15 protein-coding genes and 1 pseudogene are annotated in these 14,243 nt (G+C 60.8%); 8 read left to right on the top strand and 8 right to left on the bottom strand.

Going from position 1 to position 14,243, the window contains the following annotated elements:
* Positions 1 to 211: 211 nt before the first annotated feature.
* Positions 212 to 1,276: pseudogene (locus LQ249_RS31865) on the bottom strand (methyl-accepting chemotaxis protein); the annotation flags it as partial.
* A 279-nt stretch (positions 1,277 to 1,555) separates the two neighbouring features.
* Here LQ249_RS31865 and LQ249_RS26305 point away from each other — a divergent pair.
* Positions 1,556 to 2,173: an FKBP-type peptidyl-prolyl cis-trans isomerase gene (locus LQ249_RS26305; RefSeq protein ID WP_017847745.1), complete on the top strand. Its 618-nt coding sequence runs from the start codon at positions 1,556 to 1,558 to the stop codon at positions 2,171 to 2,173.
* 135 nt (positions 2,174 to 2,308) lie between these two features.
* Here LQ249_RS26305 and LQ249_RS26300 read toward each other — a convergent pair whose 3' ends face one another.
* The 3 genes from LQ249_RS26300 to LQ249_RS26290 form a co-directional block, all read right to left on the bottom strand.
* Positions 2,309 to 2,566, bottom strand: coding sequence for a PA4570 family protein (locus tag LQ249_RS26300; protein ID WP_003194088.1), 258 nt, complete (start codon positions 2,564 to 2,566; stop codon positions 2,309 to 2,311).
* Positions 2,567 to 2,724: 158 nt separating this feature from the next.
* A complete protein-coding gene (locus LQ249_RS26295; protein ID WP_017847746.1) occupies positions 2,725 to 3,066 on the bottom strand; it encodes a zinc ribbon domain-containing protein YjdM in 342 nt (113 codons plus the stop codon).
* Positions 3,067 to 3,262: 196 nt separating this feature from the next.
* Positions 3,263 to 4,231: a polyprenyl synthetase family protein gene (locus tag LQ249_RS26290; protein ID WP_017847747.1), complete on the bottom strand. Its 969-nt coding sequence runs from the start codon at positions 4,229 to 4,231 to the stop codon at positions 3,263 to 3,265.
* Between the two features lie 239 nt (positions 4,232 to 4,470).
* Here LQ249_RS26290 and rplU point away from each other — a divergent pair, with 239 nt between their 5' ends.
* The 7 genes from rplU to LQ249_RS26255 all read left to right on the top strand — a co-directional run bounded on the left by rplU (position 4,471) and on the right by LQ249_RS26255 (position 10,158).
* Positions 4,471 to 4,785, top strand: coding sequence for a 50S ribosomal protein L21 (gene rplU, locus LQ249_RS26285; protein ID WP_017847748.1), 315 nt, complete (start codon positions 4,471 to 4,473; stop codon positions 4,783 to 4,785).
* 34 nt (positions 4,786 to 4,819) lie between these two features.
* Entirely contained in the window at positions 4,820 to 5,095 is a 276-nt protein-coding gene (rpmA, locus tag LQ249_RS26280) for a 50S ribosomal protein L27 (RefSeq protein WP_007901871.1), read from the top strand.
* 193 nt (positions 5,096 to 5,288) lie between these two features.
* Positions 5,289 to 6,512, top strand: a complete 1,224-nt coding sequence (gene cgtA / locus LQ249_RS26275) for an Obg family GTPase CgtA (protein WP_017847749.1) — start codon at positions 5,289 to 5,291, stop codon at positions 6,510 to 6,512.
* A gap of 139 nt (positions 6,513 to 6,651) precedes the next feature.
* Positions 6,652 to 7,770: a glutamate 5-kinase gene (gene proB / locus LQ249_RS26270; RefSeq protein ID WP_057005288.1), complete on the top strand. Its 1,119-nt coding sequence runs from the start codon at positions 6,652 to 6,654 to the stop codon at positions 7,768 to 7,770.
* Positions 7,771 to 7,786: 16 nt separating this feature from the next.
* Positions 7,787 to 8,251: a CreA family protein gene (locus LQ249_RS26265; protein WP_017847751.1), complete on the top strand. Its 465-nt coding sequence runs from the start codon at positions 7,787 to 7,789 to the stop codon at positions 8,249 to 8,251.
* Between the two features lie 101 nt (positions 8,252 to 8,352).
* Positions 8,353 to 8,835 (top strand): glutathione peroxidase, encoded by a 483-nt coding sequence (locus LQ249_RS26260; protein WP_017847752.1) that lies wholly within the window; start codon positions 8,353 to 8,355, stop codon positions 8,833 to 8,835.
* A 219-nt stretch (positions 8,836 to 9,054) separates the two neighbouring features.
* Positions 9,055 to 10,158: an NADH:flavin oxidoreductase gene (locus LQ249_RS26255; RefSeq protein WP_017847753.1), complete on the top strand. Its 1,104-nt coding sequence runs from the start codon at positions 9,055 to 9,057 to the stop codon at positions 10,156 to 10,158.
* 49 nt (positions 10,159 to 10,207) lie between these two features.
* Here the strand turns inward: LQ249_RS26255 and LQ249_RS26250 are convergent, their stop codons facing one another.
* The 4 genes from LQ249_RS26250 to cysZ form a co-directional block, all read right to left on the bottom strand.
* Positions 10,208 to 10,387 (bottom strand): hypothetical protein, encoded by a 180-nt coding sequence (locus tag LQ249_RS26250; protein WP_032804636.1) that lies wholly within the window; start codon positions 10,385 to 10,387, stop codon positions 10,208 to 10,210.
* A gap of 241 nt (positions 10,388 to 10,628) precedes the next feature.
* Complete coding sequence (locus LQ249_RS26245; protein WP_232565993.1) at positions 10,629 to 11,150, bottom strand: hypothetical protein; 522 nt, start codon at positions 11,148 to 11,150, stop codon at positions 10,629 to 10,631.
* 264 nt (positions 11,151 to 11,414) lie between these two features.
* On the bottom strand, positions 11,415 to 12,593 hold the full coding sequence (locus tag LQ249_RS26240; RefSeq protein WP_017847755.1) for a glycosyltransferase family 4 protein: 1,179 nt from the start codon (positions 12,591 to 12,593) through the stop codon (positions 11,415 to 11,417).
* 681 nt (positions 12,594 to 13,274) lie between these two features.
* The gene (cysZ, locus tag LQ249_RS26235) at positions 13,275 to 14,030 is read right to left on the bottom strand and encodes a sulfate transporter CysZ (protein WP_017847757.1); all 756 of its coding nucleotides are present in this window, start codon (positions 14,028 to 14,030) and stop codon (positions 13,275 to 13,277) included.
* Positions 14,031 to 14,243 lie beyond the last annotated feature (213 nt).

Genomic DNA, 14,243 nt, shown 5'->3' with positions numbered 1-14,243 from the left:
CGGCAGCGGCCCGGGAGGCTTGCTCGGCGTTGCGTGCGACTTCCTGCACGGTGGCGGTCATTTCGTGCATGGCGGTGGCGACTTGATCGGTCTCGATCTTCTGGCTGTTCACCCCGGCACTGGTCTGTTCGGTCACGGCCGACAACTCTTCGGCGGCGCTGGCGATCTGGGTTACGCCGTCGCGAATACCGCTGATCAACTCGCGCAGGGTCGTGCCCATGCGCTGGATGCCTTGTTGCAGTACGCCCAGTTCATCGCGGCGGGTGACCTGGATATTGTGGCTCAGGTCGCCGGAGGCAATGCGCTCGACCACGGCCAGGGTTTCCTGGATCGGGCGTGTGATCTGGCGGGTGATCACCAGTGCCGCGACGATGCCGACCAGTAACGCGAGCAGCGTGCTGATCAATTGCAGGCTGCGGGCTTGGGCGCTTTCGGCGTCGCGGCGGGCGAGCTGGATGTCGTAGAGCTTATCGCTGATGGTGACGATATCCGCCCCTTGGGTGGTCATTTCGGCGCGCGCGGCGACGATATTGGCGTTAGCCGCCTTGTAGTTCTGCACCGCACTGCGATAGGCGCCGAGCGCGCTTTCCAGGGCGCTGAGCGCGACCTGTTGGCTGCCGCCGAACGCCGCGCCGAGGCCTTTCAAGCCGTTGATGGCTTTTTCGATCTGGGCGGCGGCGCGGGCTTCGGTGTCGGCGTTGACGTTGCCGGTGTAGCCGCGCACTTCGTAGCGGGCCAACTGGAACTCTTGTTTGGCATGAGTCACGGCCTGGTACTGGGTGAAGCGCTCGGGGTTGTCGGGCGTCTGCTGCACACTGCTGTCCAGTGCGTCGATCTGGGCGTTGGCGATGTCGGCCTTATCGCCCATGACCTGGCGCGCAGCATTGCCGGTACGGTAGGCCTCACGCATTTTGTTCAGCGATTGCTGATACGCCGTGATGACGGCTTTCTGCTCGTTGAGCAGTTTGACGTTGTCCGGGCTCTTGAAGCTGTCCAGGAGTGTTTGCTGCTGGGCGGCGAAGGCATCCAGGCTGGTTTGTACGTTCTGCGCCACGCTTTCATCGCCGTTGGCCAGCATGTATTGCAGGCGCACGATGCGCAGCTTGGTCAGGGAGGCGTTGAGCTGGGTGATGTCGCTCATCCAGTTGCTACGGTCGATCAGGCCGCCGAGGCTGGTCCAGCCGGTCAGCGCCAGGATCGAGGTGAGGACAAGCACCAGGCCGAAGCCCAGGCCCAGTTTGAGGTTGACGCTGATGTTACCGAACCAGCTGTTCATCGAGTGCTCCGCAAAAATGATGTTTGTCTGCTGGACGGTGTTGTTGTTTGAGCCAGCCAAGGTGTTTAGGCCATATCGGCGGGCGCAGGGGAAACTGAAACGATTAATTAGTCCGCGCGATGTACGGGACCCTGCATCACCGAGCATCGGCGCCAGGCAGGCATGACGTGGGCGGGGCTCATTCCGCACGCGCATTCTGTGCTAGTCTGCTGGCCCTTTTAGTTCTGGGCGGTGCGGGAAAACCGTGTTTTCAGCGCTGCCCTACAGCGGAGCCTCTTCATGTCCGAAGTTAATCTGTCCACCGACGAAACCCGCGTCAGCTACGGTATCGGCCGTCAGTTGGGCGACCAACTGCGCGACAACCCGCCACCGGGCGTGAGCCTGGACGCAATCCTGGCCGGCCTGACCGACGCGTTCGCCGGCAAGCCAAGCCGTGTTGATCAAGAGCAAATGGCCGCGAGCTTCAAGGTCATCCGCGAAATCATGCAAGCCGAAGCGGCTGCCAAGGCGGAAGCGGCTGCAGGCGAGGGCCTGGCGTTCCTGGCGGAAAACGCCAAGCGTGACGGCATCACCACTCTGGCTTCCGGCCTGCAATTCGAAGTGCTGACTGCCGGTGAAGGCGCCAAGCCGACCCGTGAAGACCAAGTGCGTACTCACTACCACGGCACCCTGATCGACGGCACGGTGTTCGACAGTTCCTACGAGCGCGGCCAGCCTGCAGAATTCCCGGTTGGCGGCGTGATCGCCGGCTGGACCGAAGCCCTGCAACTGATGAATGCCGGCAGCAAATGGCGCCTGTTCGTGCCGAGCGAACTGGCTTACGGCGCTCAAGGCGTTGGCAGCATTCCGCCGCACAGCGTTCTGGTATTCGACGTCGAGCTGCTCGACGTTCTGTAAGACCTGCTTTTGATTACCTGTAGGAACGAGCTTGCTTGCGACAAACGTCAACGATGACGCGAGCATCCTGGATGAACGCGTTGCTTGTGCGTTCTTCGCGAGCAAGCTCGCTCCTACAGGGTTTTGCGCGGTCGCTCATGGGTGAAACTTGCCATTGAGTTCCGTCGCCGGGCGCAATGCTCGGGCATAGCAGAACAGAAACAGGTTGCGCACCACTTCCTTCAGTACACCGGGTTCACTGGAACTCAGGCCATTCACGTCCAGGTCGCCCTGGTCCTGCAGTTCGTTCAGCGCTTCTTCCTCCAGCACCGCACAGACTTCCCCGGTTTCCCGATGGAGGATGCGCAGGTAAGGGTGTGGGCGGTCCAGCCAGGCATCTATCAAATAAGTCATGTCGTTCTCCTTGATGGGTTTCAATGAGAATAATTCTTATTCGTAGAATAGCAAGTGCCTATTGGCGGTTTGCGGATTTTTCTGCGTGGGTCGTGCGAGGGATCAACAGCCAGGGCGAAACGCCATCCCGCGGCGGGCGCGGGATGGAAGCAGCAGGATCAGACCTTGCGGACGAACTCGGACTTGAGTTTCATCGGGCCGATACCGTCGATCTTGCAGTCGATATCGTGGTCGCCGTCGCACAGGCGGATGTTCTTGACCTTGGTGCCGACCTTGACCACCAGGGAGGTGCCCTTGACCTTGAGGTCTTTGATCACGGTGATGGTGTCGCCGTCCTGCAGGACGTTGCCTACAGAGTCTTTCTTCACGGTTTCATCGCTGGCCACTTCGGCCTCGCCAGTGGCGGACCACTCATGGGCGCATTCCGGGCAGATCAGTTGGGCGCCGTCTTCGTAGGTGAATTCGGAATTGCATTTCGGGCAGGGTGGCAACGTGCTCACTAAAGCTCCTTAAAGGTCAGGATGGCTAAAGTCGCACATTATATAGGGAATTGTAGGAAGACAGGGCGCGGTCTTGGATTGGTAATACAAACTAAATGTGGGAGGGGGCTTGCCCCCGATGGCGGTATTTCAGTCTAAGCATAAGTTGACTGATCCACCGCTATCGGGGGCAAGCCCCCTCCCACATTTGGTATTTCTAGTGCGTGCGCGCGACCGCGAACTCGCTCAGCTCGACCAGGGCGTCCCGGTATTCGCTGGCGGGGAGGGCGTCCAGGCACTTGATCGCACGGGCCACGTAGTCACGCGCCAGGTGGGCGGTGTAGTCCAGGGCGCCGGAGGCTTCCACGGCGGCGCGGATGCTTTCCAGGTCTTCGATCCCGCCTTTCTGGATCGCCTTGCGTACCAGGGCCGCCTGTTCCGGCGTGCCTTCGCGCATGGTGTAGATCAGCGGCAAGGTCGGCTTGCCCTCGGCCAGGTCGTCGCCGACGTTCTTGCCCAGGGTCTCGGCGTCGCCACGGTAGTCGAGCAGGTCGTCCACCAGTTGGAACGCCACGCCCAGGTGGTCGCCGAAGGTGCGCAGGGCTTCGGCCTGCTCGGCCGTGGCTTGGCACAGGGCGGCGGCGCTGTGGGTCGAGGCTTCGAAGAGCATCGCGGTTTTGCCGCGAATCACTTCCATGTAGGTTTCTTCGGTGGTGCTGGCGTCACGCACCTTCGACAACTGCAACACTTCGCCTTCGGCGATGATGCGCGTGGCCTGTGAAAGAATCTTCATCACCGGCATCGAGCCCAGTTCGACCATCATTTCGAACGAGCGCGAGTACAGGAAGTCGCCGACCAGCACGCTCGGGGCGTTGCCCCACATCGCGTTGGCGGTCTCGCGACCACGGCGCATGCCGGACATGTCGACCACGTCGTCGTGCAGCAGGGTCGCGGTGTGCAGGAACTCGATGGTGGCGGCCAGCAGGCGCAGGTCATCGCCTTCGCGGCCCAGGGCCTTGCCGCACAGCAACACTAATAAAGGACGCAGGCGTTTACCGCCCGCCGACGTAATGTAGTCGCCAATTTTGGAGACCAGCGGCACTTTAGACGTCAGCTGCTGCTTGATGATGCCGTCGACGGCGCTAAAATCGTCCGCGACCGCGCGGTAGAAAGCTTGGGGTTGCATCAGCGACAGTCGCTCCAGAAGGGTTGCGCGGCATGCTAGGACCCTGACCCCGCAGTGTCAAGGCGCGATAGACGGCCTCTTGCAACGTATCCGCGCCTTGCGTACAATCGCGCACCCTGAACTTCCTGGGCAGCACCTGCCTTACGCAATTGCATTCGGGACGTCCATCCCATGCAGCCATGCCAGCCAATACCTCTTCTTATAAAGCGCTGGGTGAGCAGGATTATCGGAGAAATACCATGTCGTACGCAGTAATTGTTACTGGTGGCAAGCAATACAAGGTCGCCCCAGGTGAATACCTGAAGATCGAAAAACTGGAACTCGCTACCGGCGACTCCGTGACTTTTGATCGCGTTCTGTTGGTCGCCAATGGCGATGACGTGAACATTGGCGCTCCAGTTGTTGCTGGCGCTACCGTTGTGGCTGAAGTGATCTCCCAAGGTCGTCACGATAAAGTCCGCATCATCAAGTTCCGTCGTCGTAAGCACCACATGAAGCGTATGGGCCACCGCCAGTGGTACACCGAGATCAAAATCACCGGTATTCAGGCTTAATTTCAGCCTAATTCCTCACTAGGAGAATTGACTCATGGCACACAAAAAAGCTGGTGGTAGTACCCGTAACGGTCGCGACTCAGAAGCCAAACGCCTTGGCGTGAAGATGTATGGCGGCCAGGTTATCATTCCGGGCAACATCATCGTGCGTCAGCGCGGCACCCAATTCCACGCCGGTTACGGTGTTGGCATGGGTAAAGATCACACTCTGTTCGCTAAAATCGACGGCGTGATCAAGTTCGAAGTAAAAGGCGCCTTCGGTCGCCGTTACGTGAGCATCGTCCCGAAGACTGACGTCGTCGCGGCATAATTACGTAGTTGCTGGAAAAGCCCTGTCTCGCGACGGGGCTTTTTCGTTTGTGGAGTGAGTCTCTTGCAAAGCTGTTTGTAATGAGCTCAAGCGCTGGATTCGCGGTCGTTGATTGAGGTCGCTGCGCTCATTTTTGCAAGAGTCTTATGTCTTGGTTTCTTAAGCTCGTCCGTGCGGCGAGAGGCGTTTTGTTATGAAGTTCGTTGATGAAGTTTCCATCCGAGTAAAAGCAGGCGACGGCGGTAACGGTTGCATGAGTTTCCGTCGCGAAAAATTCATCGAAAACGGTGGCCCCAACGGCGGTGACGGCGGTGACGGCGGTTCCATCTACATGATGGCCGACGAAAACCTCAACACCCTGGTGGACTACCGTTACACCCGGCACTTCGATGCCGAGCGTGGTTCCAACGGCGGCAGCACCGATTGCACCGGTAAAAAAGGTGAAGACATGGTGCTGCGCGTACCGGTCGGCACCACGATCATCGACTCCGCGACCCAGGAAGTGATCGGCGACCTGACCAAGGCCGGCCAGAAGCTGATGGTTGTGCAGGGCGGCTGGCACGGTCTGGGTAACACCCGTTTCAAGTCCAGTACCAACCGTGCGCCACGCCAGACCACGCCAGGCAAGCCGGGCGAGCAGCGTGACCTCAAACTGGAAATGAAAGTACTGGCCGACGTGGGCCTGTTGGGCCTGCCGAACGCCGGCAAAAGTACCTTCATCCGCTCGGTCTCGGCCGCCAAGCCGAAAGTCGCCGACTACCCGTTCACCACCCTGGTGCCAAACCTGGGCGTGGTCAGCGTCGACCGTTGGAAAAGCTTCGTGATCGCCGACATTCCCGGCCTGATCGAAGGGGCTTCCGAAGGTGCGGGCCTGGGTATCCGTTTCCTCAAGCACTTGTCGCGTACCCGTTTGCTGCTGCACCTCGTCGACATGGCGCCGCTGGATGACACCAGCGCACCGGACGCCGCCGAAGTGATCGTCAACGAACTGACCAAGTTCAGCCCGTCCCTGGCTGAGCGTGATCGCTGGCTGGTGCTGAACAAGTGCGACCAGATCCTCGAGGAAGAGCACGAGGAGCGCGTCAAGGAAATCGTCGATCGCCTGGAGTGGACCGGTCCGGTCTACGTGATCTCGGCCATCGCCAAAGAAGGCACCGAACGCCTGACCCGCGACATCATGCGTTACCTGGAAGACCGCGCCGACCGCCTGGCGGCCGACCCGGTGTTCAAGGCCGAACTCGCCGAGCTCGACCAGCGCATCGAAGACGAAGCCCGCGCCCAGCTGCAAGCCCTGGACGACCAGCGTGCCTTGCGCCGCAGCGGCGTGAAGTCGGTCCATGACATCGGCGACGATGATTGGGACGAAGAAGACGTGGATGATGAAGACGGTCCGGAAATCATTTACGTGCGCGACTGATTCGTTGCAGTAAACTTAAGCGCCGCTCACTCGAGCGGCGTTTTGGTATCTGGGGATACCTGCAGTCACGAATGTAGTCACGAATAACGTTATGGGCGGCGCTGGGTCGCGTCCCGCCCTCTAACTAAGGTTGAAGATGATGCGGAGCAAAGTGACAGGTGCGCAGCGCTGGGTCGTAAAGATCGGAAGTGCGTTGCTGACGGCGGATGGCAAAGGGCTGGATCGCGCAGCCATGAGCGTGTGGGTCGAGCAGATGGTGGCCTTGCATGAGGCCGGCGTCGAGTTGGTGCTGGTCTCGTCCGGAGCGGTTGCCGCCGGGATGAGCCGCCTCGGCTGGACCGCGCGACCCAGCGCGATGCACGAACTGCAAGCCGCTGCCGCCATTGGTCAGATGGGCCTGGTGCAAGCCTGGGAATCCAGCTTCGCCGAGCACGGCCTTCACACCGCGCAGATCCTGCTGACCCACGACGACCTGTCCGACCGCAAGCGCTACCTCAACGCCCGCAGTACGTTGCGCGCGCTGGTGGAGCTCAAGGCGATCCCGGTGATCAACGAAAACGACACGGTGGTCACCGACGAAATCCGTTTCGGCGACAACGACACCCTGGCCGCCCTGGTGGCCAACCTGGTGGAAGCCGATCTGTTGGTGATCCTCACCGACCGTGACGGCATGTTCGACGCCGACCCGCGCACCAACCCCGACGCCAAATTGATCTACGAAGCCCGCGCCGATGACCCGGCGCTGGACGCCGTGGCCGGCAGCGTCGGCGGCGCGCTGGGCCGTGGCGGCATGCAGACCAAGCTGCGTGCGGCGCGCCTGGCGGCGCGTTCGGGAGCCCACACGATCATCGTCGGCGGGCGCCTGGAGCGCGTGCTCGACCGCCTCAAGGCCGGTGAGCGCATCGGTACGCTGCTGTCGCCGGAACGCGGCATGCTGGCCGCGCGCAAGCAGTGGCTGGCCGGGCATTTACAGACCCGCGGCACCCTGGTACTCGACGATGGTGCCGTGGCGGCGTTGTCCCTGGGTCACAAGAGCCTGCTGCCGGTGGGCGTCAAGTTGGTGCAGGGCAGCTTCCGCCGTGGCGAGATGGTGGTGTGCGTGGCGCCGGACGGTCGTGAGATCGCCCGCGGCCTGGCCAACTATAGCGCGCTGGAAGCGCAGAAAATCATCGGGCAGTCGTCTGAGGCGATTGTCGGTCTGTTGGGTTACATGGCGGAACCGGAACTGGTCCACCGCGACAACCTGATTCTGGTTTAAACGAAAGGAATACACGATGCGTGTGATGAAGGGATTGCTCGGCCTGCTGTTGGCCATGCCGTTGCTGGCGTCGGCCGAAGAGATCGGCCAGGTGTCGACGGTGTTCAAGTTTGTCGGCCCCAACGACCGGATCGTGGTCGAAGCCTTCGACGACCCCAAGGTCGATGGCGTGACCTGCTACCTGTCCCGCGCCAAGACCGGCGGCGTCAAAGGCGGCCTGGGCCTGGCCGAAGACCGCTCCGAGGCGTCGATTGCCTGTCGCCAGGTCGGGCCGATCCGCTTCAAGGGAGAACTCAAGGATGGCGACGAAGTGTTCAAGGAACGCACGTCGCTGGTGTTCAAGACCATGCAGGTGGTGCGCTTCCTCGACAAGAAGCGCAATACCCTGGTGTACCTGGTCTACAGCGACCGCCTGATCGAAGGCAGCCCGCAGAACGCCGTTACCGCGATTCCGATTTTGCCGTGGCCGACCGCGCAGTGATCCGCAGGCGAGTTTTGTAATCGGCGTCTATGATTGCAGGCTTGCGGGTTGTAATCTCGAAGAGCCGCAATGCAAAGAACATGGGATATCTGGAGTTCGTCATGAGTGCTTTCCACGACCTGAAACTCAAAGCGTTGGACGGACAAGAGCTGCCACTGGCGCCCTTCAAGGGCAAAGTTGTGCTGGTGGTCAACGTGGCCTCCAAATGTGGCTTGACCCCGCAATACGCGGCGTTGGAAAACCTCTATCAGCAGTACAAGGACCAGGGGTTTACCGTACTCGGCCTGCCCTGCAACCAGTTTGCGGGCCAGGAACCGGGGACCGAGAAAGACATCCAGGAATTCTGCAGCCTCAATTACGGGGTGAGCTTTCCGCTGGGCAGCAAACTCGATGTGAACGGCCCTGAGCGTCACCAGTTGTACCGCTTATTGGCGGGCGAGGGCGCCGAGTTTCCTGGGGACATCACCTGGAACTTCGAGAAATTCCTGCTGGGCAAAGACGGGCGGGTGCTTGCGCGTTTCTCGCCGCGAACGGCACCGGATGATCCGGCCGTCGTCCAGGCCATCGAAAAAGCCCTGAGCTGATCCCCTGAACTGTAGGCGTGAGCGTGCTCGCGAAAAATCCAGGCGCACCGCGTTGATCCAGTATGAACGCGTTATCGTTGACGATTTTCGCGAGCCAGCTCGCTCCTACAGGTGTCCGGCATTTCTAAGCCTTAATCACCCTGATCAATAGTGCTACTCAGCACGCTGCACGCGCCATATTATCGGCATCATAAAAACCGTCTTTCGTGGAGTGTTGCCATGCCTGTCCAAGCCTTGTTCAAACCGTTCCACCTCGGAACGCTGCAACTGTCGAGTCGTGTGGTAATGGCGCCGATGACCCGTTCGTTTTCCCCGGGCGGTGTCCCCAATTCCAAAGTCATCGAGTACTACCGCCGCCGCGCCGCGGCGGGTGTGGGCCTGATCATCACCGAAGGCACCGTGGTCGATCACCCGGCGTCCAACGGCTATCCCAATGTCCCGCACTTCTATGGTGAAGCGGCGCTGGCGGGCTGGAAGAAAGTGGTCGATGCCGTGCATGCCGAAGGCGGCAAGATCGTCCCGCAGTTGTGGCATGTGGGCAGCGTGCGACGCATCGGTACCGAGCCGGATGCCAGCGTACCGGCCTACGGACCGATGGAAAAACTCAAGGATGGCAACGTGGTTGTCCACGGCATGACCCATCAGGACATCAAGGACGTGATTGCCGCCTTCGCCCAGGCGGCCAGGGACGCCCAGCGCATCGGCATGGACGGCGTGGAGATCCACGGCGCCCATGGTTACCTGGTGGACCAGTTCTTCTGGGAAGGCAGCAACCAGCGCAGCGACGAATACGGCGGCAGCCTGGCCAACCGTTCGCGCTTTGCCATCGAACTGATCCAGGCCATCCGTGCCGCCGTCGGCCCGGATTTTCCGATCATCCTGCGTTTTTCCCAGTGGAAGCAGCAGGACTACACCGCGCGCCTGGTGCAAACCCCCGAGGCTTTGGGCGAGTTTCTCAAGCCGCTGTCCGACGCCGGCGTGGATATTTTCCACTGCTCCACCCGGCGCTTCTGGGAGCCGGAGTTCGAAGGTTCCAACCTCAACCTGGCCGGCTGGACCCGCCAGCTCACCGGCAAGCCGACCATCACTGTCGGCAGCGTCGGCCTGGATGGCGAGTTCCTGCAGTTTATGGTCAACACTGACAAGGTTGCGCAACCGGCCAGCCTGGAGAAGCTGCTGGAGCGTTTGAACAACGATGAGTTTGATCTGGTCGCCGTCGGCCGCGCCCTGCTGGTGGACCCGGATTGGGCGGTGAAGGTCCGCGAACACCGCGAGGGCGACATCTTGCCGTTCAGTCGTGAGGCGTTGACGACCCTGGTGTAACGGGCCGGGCTCCCGGTGGTTGCCACCGGGAGCTGTTCAGTTGGAGCGGTCAATACTCTACTGACTTGCGCAGCTCCTGGCGGTGATCGGTCTTGTGCCCGTCTTGGCGCGCAGCCTGGTCATAAGTGGGCGGTGCTGCTCGAGACTGATCCAGCCATTGTTGCTGACGCGTCCACTCTGCGGTTGGCATGTTGATGCCATTGCGCACTCCCATTCCGTAAATTGCCATATCTCAGGGTCTCCATTGATCTAAGGGACCTGCGTTAGCAGCAGGTATCTATGATTGGTCATCCACCGTTCGCCGTTCCAGGGGGAAATATCGAGTAAACCTTGCGCAACCTATGGCAATCGGTGTGCAACACGGTCCGCTAGCTCGGGCGGGAGGCCGGGTAGACAGCGCCCGGCCTCCCGCCGGTTTTCAGCGCGTTGGGTTTTTCAAGGCCTATTGTCTTGTTGTTGGCCTATCCGGATTAACCGTAGTAGGCATCTTCCGCCCGTTCGGAATGGACCGCTGCATATTGCGTGGTGGCGTAGGATGCTTGACCGTCATGCGTTGACGGGCGGTCAGTGAACTGTGGGCGATAGCCGCTGCCGTTGTGCGGACGTTCCCATTGATTCTGCGGCGGCTGCCAGTTGTTTCCAGGGTGTGTGGGTTGCGGGCGATAGCCGCCGTTCTGTGGCGGGCGTTGCCAGTCGTTCTGCGGCGGCTGCCAGTTGTTTCCAGGGCGCGTGGGTTGCGGGCGATAGCCGCCGTTCTGTGGCGGGCGCTGCCAGTCGTTCTGCGGCGGCTGCCAATCGTTTCCAGGGCGCGACGGTTGCGGGCGTTGCCACTGGTTGCCCGGACGTGCCGGCTGCGGGCGGTTCCAGCCGTGGTTCGCGTTATAGGGCTGTGGGTGTGACGGTCGTCCGTGATCGTACTGGGCGCTGTTGGATGGGCAGGTGTCTGTCGCCCCTTGAGTGGGCGTGTTGAACGGTTGGAATCGCAGCGCCATTGATCCATTTATCAGTGTCGACATAGTGCTCTCTAATTAATGTTTCATCATGAATGACCTGCCTTTTTTGAGTGCGTCCAGAGACAGACACCTCTTCCTTGGCAGGTGTCATGTAGGTGGCGATAAATCGCGCGACGTTCCGGAAATATCCTGTTGTGGCGCGCCGACTCCGATGGCTTCAGGTAAAAAATCCTAATGTTGAAGCCGTTATTCAGGGGGAAGTCTGGAGGGAAGGCGAACTAACTGACGTTATTCGCAGATCGTTCAACGAACATAAGGCTGCGTTGGAGCGGCCAACGGTTCTGCGCACACATCGCGTAACTGGTTCTCGAACTGCTCGATGATCGCCGGCCAGCCCTGGTGACTGGCATGATGGCGCGCATTGAGGCGGGCCCTGCGCAAATGCTCGCGATCTTCCAGCAGCCAATTGGCCGCGTCGCAGAACGCTTCCTCATCGCCGGGCATCGCCAGCACGCCGTTGTAACCGTGGCGGATATGCTGGGTCGCGGCCGCCTGGTCATATGCCACCACCGCGAGTCCGGAGGCCATGGCTTCCAACACCACGTTGCCGAAGGTTTCGGTCAGGCTGGGAAACAGGAACAGGTCTCCCGAGGCGTAGTGTCGCGCCAGTTCTTCGCCGCGCTGGGTGCCGCAGAATATGGCGTGCGGCAGGTCGTGCTCGAGCAGCGCGCGTTGCGGTCCGTCGCCGACCACGATCAGTTGCAGGCGACGCTGTGGATAAGTACTGCGCAAGGCATCGAAGCAGCGCTTGAGCATGCCCAGGTTCTTTTCCTGCGCCAGGCGCCCGACGTGCAGCACTGCAATATCGTCATTGCCCAGGCCCCAGCTTTCGCGCAAGGCGTTATCGCGCTTGGCCGGGTGGAACAACTGGCTGTCGACCCCGCGCGACAACATCCCCAGGCGTTCGAAGTGGCGGCGCTCCAGCTCCAGGCGTTGGCTGGCGCTGGGTACCAGGGTCAAGGTCGAGCGGTTATGAAACCAGCGCAGGTAGTGCGTGACCACGCGGCTCAACATGCTCAGGCCGTACTGGTTCGAGTACTGCTGGAAATTGGTGTGAAAACCGCTGACCACGCTGATCCCCAAGCGACGCGCTGCACGTAGTGCCGACAACCCGAGCGGTCCTTCTGTGGCGATGTACAGCACATCCGGGCGTTGGCGTGTCCAGCGGCGCAGCAGCTTGTGCATCGACGACTGGCCCCATTGCAGGCCTGGATAGCCGGGCAACGGCCAACCGCGGCACAGCAGCAATTCGTTGTCGCTGGGGCGGCTTTGGTCAATGCCTTGGCGCGGGCGCACCAGTTCGACCTGATGGCCGCGCGCGCGCAAACCCTCGCACAGGCGACCCAATGTATTGGCCACCCCGTTGATCTCTGGCGGGAAGGTTTCGGTAATCAGAGTGATGTGAAGCGAAGCTGTCGTCATGACCCACAGTGTCGCTGTGGGCTGTGTCGCCGATGTGTCATACAGATGATGGATTTATGACGGGCATTGGCGGCAGGCGGCAATGCGCCAATCCTTTAAGCACAGAGCCCTTCGGCTCTGTGCAGATCGCTGGCCTGGGGGGCTCAGAAGGTGATTTTAGACGGCGTGACATAGCTCGTATCTTGCACACCGAGCACTTTATTTTGCGGGCCGAATTCACGGTCGCCAGGGTTCAGAGTCCCGTTCGCGTTTGGGGGCACGCTGATCGAGCTACTGTCTGTTGGTTTTGTATTCTGGTCCCTGGATGGATAGTCGGGAAGCAGTGGCCCGGACCAGGGTCCTGGTTTTGATGGCGGGACGCTGGGTGGGGTGCGGGGTGGCCCGCTGGGAGGCGCGTCGGGCCTGGGTGCTGGGTTTCTTGACGGGGGGCGGGATGGCTGCCATTTGTGACGCTGGCCGGGCCTGGGTGCTGGGTTTGTTGGCGGGGTGGGGGATGGCCCGATGGGAGGCGGGTCGATCCTGAGTCCTATGTTTGTTGGCAGGTTGGAAAGCGTGCTGATCATTGTGAGGCTCCTGTTGTCACGGGTTTGGTTGCCGACCTCGGTTGCCCCAAGGTCGGCTCAGGTTGTGTGGCCTCAAAAAACAATCAGTTCCGGCACCGGTCGACCGGCCAGCGTACCGTTATCGCGGTGTGTTCAACGCCGTCTCGGCACCTTGCTCGCGCACCCAGAACAACGTCGCCCCGGCCACCGCCGCCGGCATCATCAACAGGTTGACCACCGGCACCAGCAGCACCAGGTAGACGCTGCCGCCGAAGCTCATGCTCTGCCAGCGTTTCTGGCGCAGCCAGGCGAGCATTTCGTTCCAACCCAGCTTGTGGTTGTCGGCCGGGTAGTCGATGTATTGGATCGCCATCATCCACACGCCGAACAGCAGCCACAACGGCGCGGCGATCAGGTTGACCACCGGAATGAACGACAGGATAAACAGGCCGATGGCCCGCGGCAGGAAGTAGCCCAGCTTGCGCATCTCCCGCGCCAGGGTGCGCGGGACCATCGCCACCAGCTCGGCCCAACTGAACGGCGGGAAATCGTCGGTGCCACGCACCACCACTTCAACTTTCTCCGCGAGAAAACCGTTGAACGGCGCAGCGATGACATTGGCGAGCATGGTGAAGGTGAAAAACACCATCAACACCACCAGCACCACGAACAGCGGCCACAGGATATAGCTGAGGAAACTCAGCCAGCCGGGCAGCGTCGGCATCAACGCGTCGACCCACAGGCTGAACTGATGGCCGGCGAAATAGATCAGGCCGACGAACAGCACCAGGTTGATCGCCAGCGGCAGCAGCACAAACAGGCGCAGGCCGGGGCTCAACACCAGTTTGAGGCCTTCACGCAGGTATTGCGGACCGGAAAGAACAGGGGCGGGCATGGAGAACTCCGAGCAAAATGACGAACGCGCCGACCTTACCGGCTTTGCCTTCAGGACGAAAGCATGCGCAATGCCAGGACATCAGCAGAAACAAACGCGTCGATCAACTGGGCCTGCTGCATAGATACTGCCTATGAGCTGGATTGTTATTCCGTATTTCCTTAATCTTGCCCCCCTCTATACGCTGCACCCATTATTTTCAGGATCTGCGAG

Origin of the sequence: Pseudomonas sp. 7-41, from assembly GCF_021233075.1 — a bacterium.
Lineage (GTDB): Bacteria > Pseudomonadota > Gammaproteobacteria > Pseudomonadales > Pseudomonadaceae > Aquipseudomonas > Aquipseudomonas veronii.
This window is presented reverse-complemented; position numbering and strand designations above follow the sequence as displayed.